We start from the raw sequence: 16,110 nt of genomic DNA, 5'->3' as shown, positions 1-16,110 counted from the left end.
GTCGCGATCATGGGCGCGGCCACCGAAACCGCCACCGAACGGCTCCCCCGCCGTACCGGTGGCACCCGCAACCACCTGGCACACCACCTCACCGAGGACGAGTTGCGCGACCTCCTGCGCGACGGCACCCCCACCGACGTGGCCGACGTACTCCTGGCGCTCCCCGAGGCGAACCGCCGGGCCCTGGCCCCCGCGGTCCGCAGCGCCGACACCCTCACCGCGCTGATCGCCGGCGCCGCCTGCCTGCCCAGCGCCGACGCCATCGTGTCGTGGTTACGCTCGCGCCGCTTCGAGCAGACACCGTCCGCCGACACCCTCACCGACCTGATCCGGGTGCTGACCGCCCCCGGCCGCCCCCACCTGGCCTCGGTGGCCGCGGTGCTGGCCGACCGCATGCGCCCGCGCCCGGCCTGGCCCGGCGAATGGCCGATAGCCGCAGCCATCCTGCAAGCCACCGGCACACCCCCGCCGCCCAAGGAGGCGGTGGTCCGCGCCTGGGTCCGCGGCCACGCGGGAGACCCGGACACCCTCGCCGACCGCCTGGCCGCCGACCCGTGGCTGCCACACCTGCTCCCACACCTGTTCCACACCCCCGGCCTGGACGCCACCTGGCCACCCGCGCTGGCCAGGTTGTCCGCGACCGGCCACGTGGACCGGGCCCAGCTGATCCGCCTGACCCTGCAACGCCTGCGCACCGGCGGAAGCCCCGCGGCCCTGCGCCCCGCCATGACAACCCACGAACTGCTGACCCCAACCCCCATCGAAATCACAAAACACCGCAAGGAGTACGCGGCCCTCCTGGACGGCCCACACGCGGCGCTGGCCCAGCAGGCACTGCAGACGCGCCCCACCCGAACCCGGCCGGCCGCCAAGCAGCCCAGCCCACCCGAGCCCGAGTCCGCGCCGGTCCAGCGCCCGTCCGCCAGGACCCAGAAGCCAGCCCCAAGCCGAACCGAACCCAAGAAGCTGGTTTCTCCCCGAGCCGAAACCACGGCGGGCGCGCGCCCCGCGGCCAAAGCCCAGCGGCCATCGCGAACCAAGCCCACCTCACCCCAGGCTGAAATCGCGCCCACACCGCAGCTCTCTCCCAAAACCAGGAAGCCTGGCCCAGGCCGGGCAAAGACCGCGCCGAAGATCCGGCGGACCACGCCAGGTTCGGCCGCCCGTCCCCAGCCAGCCGAGCCGAGCCCGAAACCCGCCGCCGAGCCGCAGCTGGCCAAGCCGAGCCCAGCCAAGAACCAGGGACACGCCGGGCCTCAGGCGGCTGAACCGAGCCCGGTCAAAGGCCAGATGCCGGCCGCCGAGCCGCAGACAGCTGAGCCAAGCCCGGTCAAAGGCCAGGAGCCCGCATCCGCGCCTCAGCCAACCGGACCAAGCCCGGCCGAGAGCCAGGGGCCCGGTCCGGAGTACGTCGAGGCTAAGCAGCCGCCGACGATGGCCGCCGGTGGGCCGGAGGCCGACAAGCCGGACTCGGTCCTCGTTGAAGCCGTGCGCGAGGACGACGCCGGGGCCTCGGGGCCCGTTCGGCAGCCCGTCGCGCCGCTGTTTCCGGCGGCGCCGGTTTCGCAGCCGGCGGACGGGATGCCGCCGCCGATCGCGACGGTCGCCGAGCTGGTGGCTGAGCTCGCCATCCGGCTCCCGCAACCGCTGGAAACGGTCAGCCTGGAACGGATCCTCGCCGCGGTGATCACGCTCGCACAATCCGACCGGGAGGAACTCGCCGCCGCCCTGGTTCCGCTCGCCGATTCGGCGCCGGCACCGTTCGACGCGCTGCTCGGGTCGCTGGTCTGGCCGGGCCGGTTCGCCGACCGGCCGGTGCCCGCCGCGGCACCGCCGGCCGCCATGGTGCCGGGCCGGATCCGCGAGGTGGCCCGGCAACTGGCCACCGTCGCCCCGCCCGCGCTGCTGGCCACGCCCGCGACGACGGACGGGCTGGTCAGCCCGGTACGGGTGCTGTTCCGGCTGATCGCCGCCGAGCGCGACGGCTGGCAGCCCGGTCCCTACGACCTGGCCCAGACCCTGCTGCGCCTGCCCGCCGCCGTGGACCCCACCGTGCAGCGGGCGGCCGACCGCCTGCACTCGCCGGCCGGCCTCCAGTTCGCGACCTGGTTGCGCGCCAGCGGCCTCCCACCAATCACAGCGACGGTCACCACCACGGCGGCCAACAACGACCATTCAGCAACTGCGGCCGGCCAGCCACAAACCCTGCCAACTGCCAACGGCCGGCAAGCCGCCAAGGCCGGCCACTCACAAACAGCGCCAGCAGCCGGCGTCCCATCGGCAACCGCGGCTGGTGAGGCACCGGCCGGCGTGAGTGTCGGCAGTGGGCGGCGGCTGGCGACCTTTGTAGCGCCGCAGGCGCCGACTCTGCCGCACGACGCGCAGCCGGAACCCACGCCGACCGGCGTGCCGCCGCGCCTGCACGATCCCGCGCCCTCGGCGACCGTGGACAGCATCATTCGCGACCTGCTGGCGCCGCCCGGCCTCGGCGGCGCGCCCACGCCGGAGATGCGGTGCTGGCCGGCGGTTCTTCCCCGCCATCGCGAGGTGATCGCCGCCCACTGCGTCCCGCATCTCGCGGACGCGCACGATGGACTGGATGCCGCCGAGACGCTGCTCGGCCTGGCCAAGGCCGCCGGCCCGTTCGGCCCGGCGATGGCACTTGCACTGGCCCATGGTCTGGTTTCCCCGGACGAGCGGCTGCGCAAGACCGCCGTCGAAGCGGTCCTGCATCTGGCCGCCGGCACCGGCCTCGATTCCGGGCTGCTCGGACGCGAGCTGCGCGCTCTGCTCACGGCCACAGCCACAGCCACAGCCACGGACGGAGCTGCCGCGAGCGGCACGACCGGAATCGTCGCGAGCGGCGGCATCAACGACGGGAACACCGTTTGGCGGGCTGCGGACAGCCTTCGGCAGATCGGCGTTGGGCGCGCCTGGCATGTCGTTTGGGCGGTGGCCTATGCCCTGGTGCCGGCGCTGCTGCGAGGGCGACCGGTGTCCGGCGGCGTGCCGGAGATGCTGGCCGTGGCGGCGGAGGCGGCGGAGGCCGTCGGGGCCCGCGCCGATCTGCCCGATGTGGTGGTGGCCGCCGCTGAGCCGGGCCGGTCGGAGTTGGCCGTCGAAGCTGGGCGGCTCGCCCGGATCATCCGCTGAAGCGCCTGCTGGGGCGGTCGGCGGTGGCCAGATACATTCCGTCCCGGATATGACGAGTGCGTTGACCGGCGGGGCATTCCTTTCCATTCTTGGCGGCATGGAAAGGAGGGCGGAAATGCCTGACACAACTCAGGTCGGCGACGAGAGCCGGCTTGCCGAGATGGATACTGATCTGCCCCAGCCGCCCGATCACGAGGACGAGGTCACCGAGTCCGGTCAGCCTGAGCCGGAGGAGGTGTCCGATGCGGTTCTCGATCAGTGACTATTCGATCAGCCCGAAGGGCAAGGGCTGGAAGAACGGGTGGCCGGAGGATCGGTCGCGGGACATGGTGCGGGTCAAGGCGGATCGGTCCGGCACCAAGGTCAACGTGCACAAGCGGATCGCGGCGCTGGTGGACATGCTGCTCGACGAGACCGAGCGGCGTGGGTACCGGCTCGACCCGAAGCGGTGCGGTGGGTACGTGAATCGGCCGATCAAGAACACCCAGAAGGCCAGCAACCATTCCTGGGGATTGGCCATCGACCTCAACTGGGACAAGAACCCGGAACGGTTCGACGGGGTTCTGCGCACCAATCTTTCGCCGTGGGTCGTGCCGTTGTGGAACCGTTTCGGGTTCGCGTGGGGCGGCAATTACAGCGGCAAGCACAAGGACCCGATGCACTTCGAGTTCATGGGTTCGCCGGACGACGCCGAGGACATGCTGTCCAAGGCCCGCCGCGACCTCGGCCACACCAAGCCGGGCACGCTGGAGAAGTACACGGTCAAGGCCGGCGACACGCTGTCCACGATCGCCCGGCGGCTGAACATCCCGGGTGGCTGGCAGGCGCTATACCAGCTCAACAAGGACGCCATCGGACCGGACCCGGACCTGATCCCGGTCGGCTTGGTGCTGCGGCTTCCGTGACCGCGGGCCGCAGCCCCCGGCGGACCGCAACCCGGTGAGCGCGACGCTCCGGCGCCGCGCTCACCGGCGAGCAAACGGGCGGAACTCCCCCAGCGAACCCGCCATCCGCGCAGCCGTAACAGTGAGCAAGGGCTTCTCCAGCATCCCGAGCGCGCTCATCTTCGCGGTCATCGGGTGCTCTCCCAGCCGTACGGCATAAGCACCGCGACCCACCCGGATGCCGGACAGATTCATCGGAAGGGCGCCGCGCAGCAGGCGTCCCGCCTGCGCGCCATGCGCCAGGAAGGACCACGACGGGACCTTGAGCCTGGTCCCGAAGGGCAGGCGCAGCCGCCCGTTACCGACCGTGGCGTGCATGACCTCGGCGCCCTCGTCGCGGACCGTCACCGACGTGCCGGTGCCGCCGAACGACAGATCGGCCTCCATCAGCCATTTCGGCAGCGCCCAGAAGTCCTGCCCGGCCTCCCGGGTGAACGCCCCGGTCACCGGCAACTCGACGATGTGCAGCCCGGGCCGGCCGCCGGGCCCGCGCACGAGCAGCGCGACGCCGACCTCGTCGTAGCTCTTCAGCGCCCATTCGGGGTAGTGGATGAACATCAGCAGGGTGATCGCCCGGCCGAAGAGCGTGATCGGCTTCAGCGGCACGTCCTTGAGGACCTGGCGCGCGCCGGCCGCGGGGGCGGTGAAGACCGCCGCGGTGATCCGGGCATCGGTGATCGTCACCGGCAGGGTGACCGTTTCGCCCTGAATGGACCAGGTTCCCGCACCGATGCGCTCCGCCATCGGGTGAACGTACCGCGCGACGACTACACCGGACAACGGGCAGGGTGGCCCCTTGACGCCGAGTGGGACAGCATCGATGTTGGCGGTTGGGATCGACGACGAGGTGGTCCATGACGACGGTCGGTGTGTTGCGGGAGACGGCGGGGCGCGAGCGGCGGGTGGCGCTCACCCCGGACGGGGTCGCCCGCCTGCGAAAACAGGAGATCTCGGCGCTTGTCGAGACGGGCGCGGGCGCCCGCGCCTGGTTCGAGGACATCGGTTATCACGGCGCCGGCGCCGTGGTGGGCGACCGCGACCGGGTGTACGCCGAGAGCGACGTCCTGCTGTGCCTGCATCCGCCGGACGACGTGGCCGCGTGCCGCCCGGGTCAGCTGCTGATCGGCCTGCTCAACCCCCTCGGAAACGTGGAGTTGATGCAGCAACTGGCCACCGCCGGGGTGACCGCGATCAGCCTCGACCTGCTCCCCCGCACGCTGAGCCGGGCCCAGGCGATGGACGCGCTGACCTCGCAGGCCAACGTGGCCGGCTACAAGGCCGCGCTGCTGGCGGCGGAGGCATACTCGGGCTTCTTCCCGATGCTGATGACCGCGGCCGGCACCACCCGGCCGGCCCAGGTCCTGGTGCTGGGGGCCGGCGTCGCCGGCCTGCAGGCGATCGCCACCGCCCGGCGGCTGGGCGCGCTGGTCACCGGCTACGACGTCCGCGAGGCGGCCCGCGCCGACATCGCGTCCACCGGCGCCACGGTTCTCGGCGGCCCGGGCCCGGCCAAGGACGGCGACGGCGGGTACGCCCGGGAGCTCACCGAGGACGAGCAGATCGCCCAGCAGTCGGCGCTCGACGAGGCGATCCCCCGGTTCGACGTGATCATCACGACGGCGCAGGTTCCGGGCGGGCCGGCACCCCGGCTGGTGTCCGAAAACGCCCTCTCCAAGATGCGGCCCGGCTCGGTCGTCATCGACCTCGCGTCGACCGTGGACGGCGGCAACGTCGAGGGATCAATTCCGGACACCCGGACGGTCACCGACGCCGGCGTCACGATCATCGGGGCGGCCGGGCTCGCCTCCACCGTGCCGGGGGCGGCTTCCACGGCGTACGCCCGGAATGCCCTTGCCCTTCTCACCCACCTGATGCCCCGCGGCGAGGTCGTCCTCGACCTCGACGACGAGATCCAGGCGGCCGTCGTGGTCACCCACGGTGGTCGCGTGGTCAACGCGCGGGTGCGCGACCGGAAGGAGATCCGCTCGTGAGTCCGCTGCTGCTGGCCGACCTCACCGTGTTCACCCTGGCCCTGCTGGTCGGCTTCGAGGTGATCAGCAAGGTGCCGGCCACCCTGCACACGCCGCTGATGTCCGGCGCGAACGCGATCCACGGAGTGGTGCTGGTGGGAGTGATGCTGCTGGCCGCCACCACCACCGACGTTTCCGGATATATCCTGCTTGCCGTGGCGGCCTTCTTTGCCGCGATGAACGTGACCGGCGGTTACGTGGTCACCGATCGGATGCTCGCGATGTTCCGGAGCCGTCGATGAACACCGCCATCCACCTGGTCTATCTCGCCTGCGCGGTGTCGTTCGTGATCGGCCTGCACCTGATGAACGCGCCCGCGACGGCTCGGCGGGGCAACCAGATCTCGGCGGCCGGCATGGCCGTCGCCATCTTCACCACCGTCGTCGTGCTGGTCCGCGACCACACCGTGACCACCGGAGCGGTGATCGCCCTGGTCCTCGGCGCGGCCGCCGGCGGACTGGCCGGCCTGATCGCCGCCCGGCGGGTGCAGATGACCGCGATGCCCCAGCTGGTGAGCCTGTTCAACGCGGTCGGTGGCGGCGCGGCGGCCCTGATCGCGCTCGGCGACCGGGTTGTCTCCAACCAGGCCGCGGTGACCGGCGTCCTCGACGTGGCGATCGGTGGGGTGACCTTCACCGGTTCGCTGGTGGCCGCGGGCAAGCTGGCCGGCCGCATCCCCGGCCGCCCGATCACGGTCCCGTTCGGCCGGCCGATCTCGGCGGCGCTCACGCTCGTGGCGGCGGCGCTCGGCGTGTGGTTCGTGGCCGGCGACGCGAACTCCTGGCTGCTCGGCGGCGTCACGGTCGCCGCCCTCGCCGTCGGTGTGCTGCTCACCCTGCCGATCGGCGGCGCCGACATGCCCGTCGTGATCTCCCTGCTCAACGCGTTCACCGGCACCGCCGTCGCGATGGCCGGCTTCGTCCTGGACAGCACCCCGCTGATCATCGCGGGCGGCCTGGTCGGCGCGGCCGGCGCGATCCTCACCAAGCTGATGGCCGACGCCATGAACCGCCCGATCATCGCGATCATGGCGGGTGGTTACGGCACCGGCGACGCCGTCGCGGTCACCGGTGGTTCCGGTTCCGCGGCGGTACGGGAGATCACCGCCGATGACGCGGCCATCCAACTGGCGTACGCCGGAAAGGTGGTGATCGTCCCCGGTTACGGCCTGGCCGCCGCCCAGGCCCAGCACGAGGCGGTCGCCCTGGCCGAGGCGCTGACCGAGCGCGGCGTCGAGGTCACCTACGCCATCCACCCGGTCGCCGGCCGGATGCCCGGGCACATGAACGTGCTGCTGGCCGAGGCGAACGCCCCCTACCAGCAGCTCAAGGACCTGGAGGAGAGCAACCCCGAGTTCGCCCGCACCGACGTGGCCCTGATCATCGGCGCCAACGACGTCACCAACCCGGCCGCCCGCCGCCCCGGCAACCCGGTCTCCGGCATGCCGATCCTCGACGTCGACAAGGCGCGCAGCGTGATCGTGCTGAAGCGGTCGCTCGGGCACGGTTACGCCGGCATCGACAACGAGCTGTACGCGGATCCGCGCACAGCGATGCTGTTCGCGGACGCCAAAGCCGGCCTGGCCGCCCTGCTGAGCGGCCTGCACGCGTACGCCTCCTGACCCCCGACTCAACCCTCGACTCATCGATTTCAGTCACTTGACACCTAGTGATCAACTTGGAACGCTCGGTGCTGAGAACGCTAACGGGGCTGGAATCGTGGGAGAGCCGACACCGTGCAGAGTCCGCGCATCACGAGTCTCCTGTCCACTTTGTCCGCCGAGGCCCTGGCGGATTTCTGGGCCGGAACGACCACGCCGCTGATCGAGCCGGCCCCCGGCGGCGACGTCCTGGTCACGTTCCTGTGGCAGGGCGAGGCCACCAGCACCCGGGCGTACTGGGGTTACGAGATCCCCCTGGCCCGGGTGCCGGGCACCGACCTGTGGCACGGTTCCCGGACGATGTCCCCGCGGGTTCGCACGATCTACTGCCTGACCCACGACGGCGCCGAGACCTCACCACCGGACGAGTCCGGCACCGGCCCGTCCCACGTCGACCTGGCCAACCCGCTCCGGCTCTACTTCCCGGCCGACCCCGCCGACCCCGACGACCGGGACGGCTGGCTGTCCGTTCTCGAACTCCCCGACGCCCCGCCCGAGCCGTGGACCGCCCCGCGCGCCGGGGTTCCGGCCGGCGAGCTGACCGACGTGGTCCTGCCCGGCGCCGCACTTGGCGGCCCCCGCCCGGTCACCGTCTACCGCCCGGCCGGCACCCCCGCCGAGGGCCTGCCGGTCCTTGTCGTCTTCGACGGTTACCTGGCCCAGCACGTGCTGCGCATCCCGACGATCCTCGACAACCTGATCGCCGAGGGCCGCATCCCGCCGACGGTGGCGCTGTTCGTGGGCAGCTTCGAGAAAACCCGCTCGGACGACCTCTCACCGACCCGCCCGATCCACGAGTTCGTCGAGCACGAGCTGGTGCCGTGGGCGCGCACCCAGCTGGGCGCCGGCCACGAGCGCCGGGCCAACGTGATCGCCGGGGTGTCCCGGGGCGGCCTGGCCGCCGCCTACGTCGGGTTGTGCGCGCACGAGATGTTCGGCGCGGTGATCGCCCAGTCCGGGAGCTTCTGGTGGCCGGAACCGGCACACGGCGAACCGGGCTGGCTGACCCGCCAGATCACCCGCTATCCCCGAGCCGACGTGCGCTTCTACCTGGACGTAGGAACGTGGGAGACGACCGCCGGCCCGGGCGGCGCCCCCGACCAGGTGACCGTCGTCCGGCAGATGCGCGACGCGCTGCGCGGCCACGGTTACCCGGTGGACTACACCGAATACGAGGGCGGCCACGACTACGTGAACTGGCGGCGCACCTTCGCCGATGGACTTCTGGCGCTGCATCGCTAGAGTGCCCGACGATGATCGAGACGCTTGAGTTGACGAAGGCGTACGGCAAGACCCGCGCGGTCGACGGCCTGTCCTTCACCGCGCAGACCGGCCGGGTCACCGGCTTCCTCGGCCTCAACGGTTCCGGCAAGACCACCACGCTGCGGATGCTGCTGGGTCTGACCCGGCCGACCTCCGGCGTGGCCCTGATCGACGGCAAGCCGTACACCGAGTTGAAGCAGCCGCTACGCCAGATCGGCGCCGTACTGGAACAGGGCATCACCCACCCCGGCCAGAGCGGCCGAGCCCACCTGCTCGGCCAGGCGATGCTGGCCGGCGCGAGCCGCACCCGCGTCGGCGAACTGCTGGACCAGGTAGGCCTGACCGACGCCGGAAGCCTGCGCACCGGCGACTACTCGCTGGGCATGCGCCAGCGCCTGGCGGTAGCGACCGCCCTGCTCGGCGAACCACCGGTGCTGATCCTCGACGAGCCGGCCAACGGCCTCGACCCCGAGGGCATAGCGTGGCTGCGCGGCCTGCTGCGCGAACACGCGGCGGCCGGCGGCACCGTGCTCATCTCCAGCCACCTGCTCGCCGAACTGGCCCAGCTGATCGACGACGTAGTGATCATCGCCGGCGGAAAGTTGCGCCACGCCGGCCCGCTGCAGGACCTCTACGGCTCAGCGAGCGGCCGGCTGCGGGTGCGCGGCGCCGACCCCGTGCGCCTGTGGCGAGCCTTCGAGGAGGCCGGCGCCAAGGTGACCACCGACGAGGAGATCCTCGAGGTGGACGGCCTGTCCCCCGAGGACGCCGGCGAGATCGCCTTCGCCGAGGGCGTCCCCCTCTACGAGCTGAGCACCGACACCCCGAACCTGGAACAGATCTTCCTGACCCTGGCGGCCACCTGATGCAAACCTTGATCCGCAGCGAGCTGTACCGCATGGCCACGATCCGCTCAAGCTGGGTTTCATTGGCGCTATACGGCGCGGTAGCGGCGTCCTTCGGCATTCTGGAGCCCACGTTCTGGGCCCTGTTCGCCGGCCTGGGAGCCTTCGGCATTGCCGCCCTGACGGTGGCCCAGCATTACCAGCACCGCACGGTGGCCCTGCTCTATCTGGCCCGCCCAAACCGCCTGGCTGTGCTGTTTGCCCAGGTCCTGACCACAGTCCTGGTAGCCGAGGTATTCGCCTTCCTGACCGGCCTCCCGGTCCTGTTGAAAGGCGAACACCAGCCTTTCAACGACACCCTGACCGTCGTACCCGTAATGGCCATCTTCGGCGCGGCCATGGCCGCAATAGTCCGCCGAGCCTCCTGGCTGTTGTTCGGCTTCGCCGTCTGGTTCGTCATTGTCGAGGGCATAATCGGCAAAATGGAATGGCAGTTGCCGATTTCCGCCTATTTGGACGCAGCCTCAGGCGACGCTTTCAGCCTGGAGATTTTCGCAGTCTGGGCGGTAGCCGCCCTAGGCACAGCAGTCCTAACCCTAAACCGAGACCTGAGCGGCGATTAGCGGTTTCCTAACGCTTTCCTTCAAATACGCGCACCGAAAAGTCCCGTGCCGCTCAGTCCCGCCAGGCGACACTCACCCTCCGCGCGCCCGCCCCGGGCGGGCCCGACCCCAACGCTTTCCCCCTGCCGCGCCGCACCCTTTCTCACTCGCCGCCCGCCCGCCGCCCGCCGCCCGCCGCGGCCCGCCGCCGCTCGGCCGCCGGCCGCCGCTCGGCCGCCCGGCCGCCTCCGAGTCGCGGTCAGCGCGGTCAGCACGGTCAGCACGGTCAGCACGGTCAGCACGGTCAGCACGGTCAGCACGGTCAGCACGGTCAGCGCGGTCAGCGCGGTCAGCGCGCCTCCCTGCCGCGACTCCCGCCGAGCCTCTGCCACCGCCGGGCACTGGGAGCACCAACGATCTGCCGACGGAGACGCACATGCACGCGCCGAACGGCCTGCGCCTTTATGTCGAGATCTTGGTAACTTGCATCAATAAACGGGAGCCTAAGTCGCCAAGATCTGGCCTTCTCGGCCCGTCGGGCCATTAACAAAGCACGCATATCGCTGCTTTTCGGCACGCAATTCCACAATGTGGCGGTCAGATTCAGGTGGTGGGATCGAAACCGCGATGCGGGACGCCAGTCCATCCTCCGGGAGGCTCTGGCAGCAATACGGGAGGCCGACGCGCAGACAACGAAGCTAAGCGTCGCGGAGACGCGCTTTCTGCACCTTACCCATCGCATTACGCGGCAGCTCGGCGACCATCCGGACCGCGCGGGGCCGTTTGTGCGCAGCGAGCCGCGAGGCGACGAACGCGATCAGGTCAGCCTCGGCGACCGGGTCAGCCACCACGAACGCGGTGATGCGTTCCCCAAGGTCAGAGTCGGGCAGGCCGATCACCGCAGCCTCCCGAACGGCCGGGTGCAACAACAGGGCGTCCTCGACCTCGCCGGCGCCGACCCGATAGCCGCCGGTCTTGATCAGATCGGTCGAGGCCCGCCCGACAATCCGGTGCCAGCCATCGGCGCCGATGGTGGCCACATCCCCGGTGGTGTACCAGCCGTCAACCAGAGGCGCCGGCACGATCAATCCGCCAGGCAAAGACCCGCCAGGCAGCATGCCGTCCCTCGACGAGCCCGGCGCAACCGAACCGCCAGGCAATGAGCCGCCAGGCAGCAAGCCGCCAGGCAGCAAGCCGCCCCTCGACGAGCCCGGCGCAACCGAGCCGCCGGGCAATGAGCCGTCGCTTGACGAGGCCGGCGCAACCGAGCCGCCGGGCAATGAGCCGCCAGGCAGCAAGCCGTCGGTCGACGGCGCCGGCGCGACCGAGCCGCCGGGCCGGGAGCCGTCAGTCCGGGTGGGCGCAGGGCCGCGCAGGTAACCGTCGAACATGGTGGCGCCGCGGATCTGCAGTTGCCCGATGGTGCTGCCGTCGGCGGGAATCGGGGCACCCTTCTCGTCGACCAGCCGGGATTCGATGCCGGTCAGCGGCAGGCCCACCTGCCCGGGGCGGCGTTCGCCGGCGGCCCGGGCGCTGACGGTGATCAGGGTTTCCGTCATGCCATACCGCTCAACCGGCGCCTGCCCGGTCAGCGCGAGCAGGTCGTGGAAGACCGGGCTGGGCAGCGGCGCGCTGCCGGAGACCAGCAGCCGGGCCGGGGCCAGCGCCCGGGCCGCCGCCGGCTGCGCCGCGACCCGGGACCAGACGGTGGGCACGCCGAAATAGATGGTTCCGCTGCTTTGGGCGTACGCCTCGGGAGCAGGCCGCCCCGTGTGCGTGAGCCGGCCGCCGATCCGCAGCGGTCCGAGGGCACCGAGGACCAGCCCGTGCACGTGATAAAGCGGCAACCCGTGTACCAGGCGGTCGGCGGCCGTCCAGTCCCAGGCCTCGGCGAGCGCGTCCAGGTCGGCGGCGATCGCGGCCCGCGAGATGACCACGCCTTTCGGCTTGCCGGTGGTGCCGCTGGTGTAAAGGACCAGCCCAGCCTGAGACGGAGGCGGTGCGGCGGGAATCGTGGTCTCCCGGTCTGACCGGCTGATCGGGATCGCCCCGGCGCCCGCCGAATCGGAGAGCAGCAGCGCGGCACCTGAGTCGGTGAGGATGTGCTGCCGTTCAAGGGTGCCCGCGTCCGGCGGGATAGGAACGATCGGCACCCCGGCGAGCAGCGCCCCGGCAACGGCCGCGATCGTCGACGCGTCCGGCACGGCGTCGATCGCCACGATCGGCGCCCCAGCGATGTCCCGGGCAATGGACGCGGCCCAGCCGAGCAGGTCGTGCCGCGAGTACCGGCCGGACGGCGTGACCAGGGCGTCGCCGAGATCGGCGGAATCGAGCAAGGCGGTCAGCAGCATCCCCGCATCCTGGCACGCGCAGATCGAGGCTCAGCTCAGCCCACCCGCTCACACGCGCCGCGAAATTCAAGCCACCCCCCATCCGCTCGCACAGACCGCGCAGCTCAGGCCACCCCCATCCACTCGCACAGGCCGCGCAATTCACGCCACCCGCATCCGTTCGCACAGGCCGCGCAGTTCGGAGCCGCCTGCCTGCCGCTGCGCGCGTTCGAGCAGGGAACGTGTGGTCTCCTGGACGACTGCGGAGGTGTGCACGTGCTGGGGTGCGATGCGTTCCGCGGTGAGCAGGAAGCGAATCGCCTCCCGGTCCTTGCGCAACCGGGCCAGCGCGCGCCCGGTGTCGGCGTAGTAGAAGACCTGCCGGAAGCCGGCCGGGATGGCGGCCAGGTCGGTCCCGCGGGCGGTTTCGGCGGCCCGGCCGGGGTCGTCGCCGTCGACCTCGATGCCGATCCGCCAGATGCCGACGTTGGTGGGTCCGAAGTACAGGCCCAGAGTCGTGGTCTCGCCGGTGCGCGCGGCGAGGTCGGTGGCCTCGGCCGTCCAGGCTCGACTGTCGTCGGAGCTGCGGCTCGAATGCGCGCAGAGCAACTGCAGCGAGCCGAGGACCTCGTCACCGCCGGAGTGTCCACGCAACTCGTCGATCGCCCGAGACGCCAGGGCGACCGCGCGGTCGAAGGAACCGCAGCAGTTGGCAGCTCCGGCGCGCGCGTACTCGGCGTACCCCCGGAGGATCGGATCGTCGGCGGCGGAGGCCGCGTCCCGGCAGCGTTCGGCCCCCAGCCAGGCGTCGGCCGGATGGCCGAGGTTGCGCAGCAACGAGGACGCGATGAAGGTGGCGCTGACCAGCATCCGCAGCGCCGCCTGCCGGTCGGGGCCGGCTGCCGCCGCCGCGTGCAGGCCGCGCAGCAGGTCGGCGGACAGTCGCGCCGCGCCCGCGTAGTCGCAGGCCTGCCGCAGCTCGTCGGCCAGCGCGAGGGTGCGGGCCAGCTCGGCGATCGGTGGCGCGGCGACCGACGGCGGCTCAGCCGGGTCTATGTCGATCAGGGCCTGCCGGATGCCGTGCACCGCGGCGTGCGCGGCCAGGGCGGCCCGGTCGGCGGCCGGCACCAGGGTCCCGGCCAGTTCGGCCGGGGAGCATTCGAGGGCGGCCGCGATGTCGGCCAGCATGAACCGGTTGTCCGCCGCCTGCCGCCCGCGTTCGATCCGGCTCCAGGTGGCGTGCGAGATGCCGGCCCGGCTGGCCGCGTGCCGAATACTCCAGCCACGGAGCATCCGGCGGGTCTGGATGCGTTCACCGATCGTCGGGTCGGCAGTGGGTCGTGGGGTCATGTCCGGACCGTATCCGCGGCGCCGGGACTCAGTGGTCCTTGCCTGTACCGGCGGCGATCCCGTCCAACTCGTCGAGGGCGTCGGCGGGCAGCTTCAGATCGGCGGCGGCGATGTTGGCGCGCAGGTGGGCGATCTTCGAGGTGCCGGGGATGAGCAGGATGTTGGGCGAGGCCTGCAGCAGCCAGGCGAGCGCCACCGCGTTCGGCGTCGTGTCCAGCCGCGCGGCGACCGCGTCGAGCGTGCCGGACTGCAGCGGGTTGAAGCCACCCAGCGGCCAGAACGGAACGTACGTGATGTCCTGCTCGCGGAGCGACTCGATCAGCGTCTCGTCGCCGCGGTGCGCCACGTTGTACCAGTTCTGCACGGTGACGACCGGCGCGATCGCGCGTGCCTCGGCCACCTGTCCGGCGTCGACGACGCTGAGCCCGAGGTGCCGGATCAGGCCCTGCTCCCGCAGCTCGGCAAGGGCACCGAACTTGTCGGCGATCGACCCGGGCACCGGCGTGTGCCCGTCGCTGCCGCCACCGACCCGCAGGTTGACCACATCGAGGGTGTCGACGCCGAGATTGCGCAGGTTGTCGTGCACTTGCGCGACCAACTGCTCCGGTTCGCGGGCGTGCAGCCAGGCACCCTGCTCGTCCCGGACCGCGCCGACCTTCGTGACAATCAAGAGATCTTCGGCGTACGGATAAAGAGCCTCCCGGATCAGCTGGTTGGTGATGTGCGGCCCGTAGAAGTCGGCCGTGTCGATGTGGTTGACACCCAGCTCGACGGCCGTGCGCAGCACGGCGATCGCCTCGGCCCGGTCCTTCGGCGGCCCGAACACCCCCGGCCCTGCCAGTTGCATCGCGCCGTAGCCCATCCGGTTCACCGTGCTCATGTTCTTCTCGGTCATGCATCAAGCTTGGTGCGGCCGCCCAGATTTAGGCAGTAGAGCGTCGATCCTGGGGGCGGCAGGACCAGGATCGCCACCGGTGCCGATCCTGGGAGCGACAGGGCCAGGATCGCCGCTCGGCGCCGGGCTAGCGTGGCAGTCATGAGCGACAACCCGATCGGCGAGTTCCTCCGGGCCAGGAGGGCCCTGGTGCGACCCGAGGAGGCCGGGGTCCGGGTCACCGGGGTGCGCCGGGTCGCCGGCCTGCGCCGCGAGGAGGTGGCCATGCTCGCCGGCATCAGCGGCGACTATTACCTGCGCCTCGAGCAGGGCCGCGACCGCAACCCGTCGCTGCCGGTCCTCGAGTCGGTGGCCCGGGTGCTGCAGCTCGACGAGGCCGCCACCGACTACCTGATCGGCCTGGCCGCCCCGAAGCCCCGCCGGGCCCGCCGCCCCCGCCGGGAAAGTGTGCCCACCGGCATCCGGCAGCTCCTCGACGTGATCGGCCTGCCGGCGTTCGTCGAGGGCCGCTACTTCGACGTGCTCGCCGCCAACACCCTGGCCACCGCCCTGTCGCCCAACGTGCAGCCCGGCCGCAACCGGATGCTCGCGGTCTTCCTCGACCCGCAGGAACGCGCCCTCTACCCCGACTGGGACGCCGACACCGCCGTGCTTGTCGCCGGCTTCCGCGAGTCGGTGGGGACCGACACCGACGACCCCCGCTTCGTCCAGCTGGTCGGCGAGCTCTCGCTGGCCAGCGAGCAGTTCCGGCAGCTGTGGGCACGGCACGACGTGCAGCACCGGGTGGGCCGGCCGACCCGCCTCGATCACCCTCAGGTCGGCGAGCTCACCCTGCGCCGGGAAAAGCTGGCCGTCGGCGGCACGGCCGGTCAGACGCTGGTGGTCTACCACGCCGAACCGGGCACCAGCAGCGCCGAGAAACTCACTCTGCTGGCCGCCGCGGCGCCTCTAAAGCGGGTGTCCGCGGAGCCGATGAATACGGCGTAGTCATAGTCAGACCACCGGCTCCCCCCATCCCCGGGCCGGCGGCCGGAACGG

15 protein-coding genes and 2 pseudogenes are annotated in these 16,110 nt (G+C 71.5%); 10 read left to right on the top strand and 7 right to left on the bottom strand.

Going from position 1 to position 16,110, the window contains the following annotated elements; all coding sequences use genetic code 11:
• The first annotated feature begins 9 nt into the window (after positions 1-9).
• From Ate02nite_RS24195 to Ate02nite_RS49505, 3 genes are all read left to right on the top strand, one after another.
• Positions 10-3,153, top strand: a complete 3,144-nt coding sequence (locus Ate02nite_RS24195) for a hypothetical protein (protein ID WP_203809309.1) — start codon at positions 10-12, stop codon at positions 3,151-3,153.
• 115 nt (positions 3,154-3,268) lie between these two features.
• A complete protein-coding gene (locus Ate02nite_RS24190) occupies positions 3,269-3,415 on the top strand; it encodes a hypothetical protein (protein WP_203809307.1) in 147 nt (48 codons plus the stop codon).
• Positions 3,396-4,058 (top strand): M15 family metallopeptidase, encoded by a 663-nt coding sequence (locus tag Ate02nite_RS49505; RefSeq protein WP_203809305.1) that lies wholly within the window; start codon positions 3,396-3,398, stop codon positions 4,056-4,058. The genes Ate02nite_RS24190 and Ate02nite_RS49505 overlap by 20 nt, the downstream gene beginning before the upstream one ends.
• A gap of 60 nt (positions 4,059-4,118) precedes the next feature.
• On the opposite strand, the gene Ate02nite_RS24180 is transcribed toward Ate02nite_RS49505, so the two are convergent.
• Positions 4,119-4,841, bottom strand: coding sequence for an acetoacetate decarboxylase family protein (locus Ate02nite_RS24180; RefSeq protein ID WP_203809304.1), 723 nt, complete (start codon positions 4,839-4,841; stop codon positions 4,119-4,121).
• A 110-nt stretch (positions 4,842-4,951) separates the two neighbouring features.
• Here Ate02nite_RS24180 and Ate02nite_RS24175 point away from each other — a divergent pair, with 110 nt between their 5' ends.
• From Ate02nite_RS24175 to Ate02nite_RS24150, 6 genes are all read left to right on the top strand, one after another.
• The gene (locus Ate02nite_RS24175) at positions 4,952-6,088 is read left to right on the top strand and encodes an NAD(P) transhydrogenase subunit alpha (RefSeq protein WP_203809303.1); all 1,137 of its coding nucleotides are present in this window, start codon (positions 4,952-4,954) and stop codon (positions 6,086-6,088) included.
• The gene (locus Ate02nite_RS24170) at positions 6,085-6,369 is read left to right on the top strand and encodes an NAD(P) transhydrogenase subunit alpha part 2 (RefSeq protein WP_203809302.1); all 285 of its coding nucleotides are present in this window, start codon (positions 6,085-6,087) and stop codon (positions 6,367-6,369) included. Before Ate02nite_RS24175 ends, Ate02nite_RS24170 begins: the two co-directional genes overlap by 4 nt.
• Positions 6,366-7,748, top strand: coding sequence for an NAD(P)(+) transhydrogenase (Re/Si-specific) subunit beta (locus Ate02nite_RS24165; protein WP_203809301.1), 1,383 nt, complete (start codon positions 6,366-6,368; stop codon positions 7,746-7,748). Before Ate02nite_RS24170 ends, Ate02nite_RS24165 begins: the two co-directional genes overlap by 4 nt.
• Before the next feature lie 114 nt (positions 7,749-7,862).
• A complete protein-coding gene (locus Ate02nite_RS24160; protein WP_239147642.1) occupies positions 7,863-9,029 on the top strand; it encodes an alpha/beta hydrolase in 1,167 nt (388 codons plus the stop codon).
• Positions 9,030-9,040: 11 nt separating this feature from the next.
• Positions 9,041-9,916 carry an ATP-binding cassette domain-containing protein gene (locus Ate02nite_RS24155; protein ID WP_203809300.1) on the top strand — a complete coding sequence of 292 codons (876 nt, stop codon included), beginning with the start codon at positions 9,041-9,043 and terminating at the stop codon, positions 9,914-9,916.
• A 32-nt stretch (positions 9,917-9,948) separates the two neighbouring features.
• Complete coding sequence (locus Ate02nite_RS24150; protein WP_203809299.1) at positions 9,949-10,518, top strand: hypothetical protein; 570 nt, start codon at positions 9,949-9,951, stop codon at positions 10,516-10,518.
• Between the two features lie 20 nt (positions 10,519-10,538).
• Here Ate02nite_RS24150 and Ate02nite_RS24145 read toward each other — a convergent pair whose 3' ends face one another.
• The 6 genes and pseudogenes from Ate02nite_RS24145 to Ate02nite_RS24120 form a co-directional block, all read right to left on the bottom strand.
• Positions 10,539-10,889, bottom strand: coding sequence for a hypothetical protein (locus Ate02nite_RS24145; RefSeq protein ID WP_203809298.1), 351 nt, complete (start codon positions 10,887-10,889; stop codon positions 10,539-10,541).
• A gap of 306 nt (positions 10,890-11,195) precedes the next feature.
• Positions 11,196-11,561: pseudogene (locus Ate02nite_RS50020) on the bottom strand (AMP-binding enzyme); the annotation flags it as partial.
• Positions 11,562-11,816: 255 nt separating this feature from the next.
• Positions 11,817-12,848: pseudogene (locus tag Ate02nite_RS50015) on the bottom strand (AMP-binding protein); the annotation flags it as partial.
• Positions 12,849-12,989: 141 nt separating this feature from the next.
• Complete coding sequence (locus Ate02nite_RS24130) at positions 12,990-14,177, bottom strand: helix-turn-helix domain-containing protein (RefSeq protein WP_203809296.1); 1,188 nt, start codon at positions 14,175-14,177, stop codon at positions 12,990-12,992.
• Positions 14,178-14,205: 28 nt separating this feature from the next.
• The gene (locus Ate02nite_RS24125; RefSeq protein ID WP_203809294.1) at positions 14,206-15,072 is read right to left on the bottom strand and encodes an oxidoreductase; all 867 of its coding nucleotides are present in this window, start codon (positions 15,070-15,072) and stop codon (positions 14,206-14,208) included.
• Positions 15,069-15,215, bottom strand: a complete 147-nt coding sequence (locus Ate02nite_RS24120) for a hypothetical protein (RefSeq protein WP_203809293.1) — start codon at positions 15,213-15,215, stop codon at positions 15,069-15,071. Before Ate02nite_RS24120 ends, Ate02nite_RS24125 begins: the two co-directional genes overlap by 4 nt.
• On the opposite strand from Ate02nite_RS24120, the gene Ate02nite_RS24115 reads away from it, so the two are divergent.
• Positions 15,214-16,059, top strand: coding sequence for a helix-turn-helix domain-containing protein (locus tag Ate02nite_RS24115; protein WP_203809291.1), 846 nt, complete (start codon positions 15,214-15,216; stop codon positions 16,057-16,059). The genes Ate02nite_RS24120 and Ate02nite_RS24115 overlap by 2 nt on opposite strands.
• Positions 16,060-16,110: the final 51 nt, after the last annotated feature.

This window comes from Paractinoplanes tereljensis, assembly GCF_016862435.1.
GTDB classification, from domain to species: Bacteria; Actinomycetota; Actinomycetes; order Mycobacteriales; family Micromonosporaceae; genus Actinoplanes; species Actinoplanes tereljensis.
This window is presented reverse-complemented; position numbering and strand designations above follow the sequence as displayed.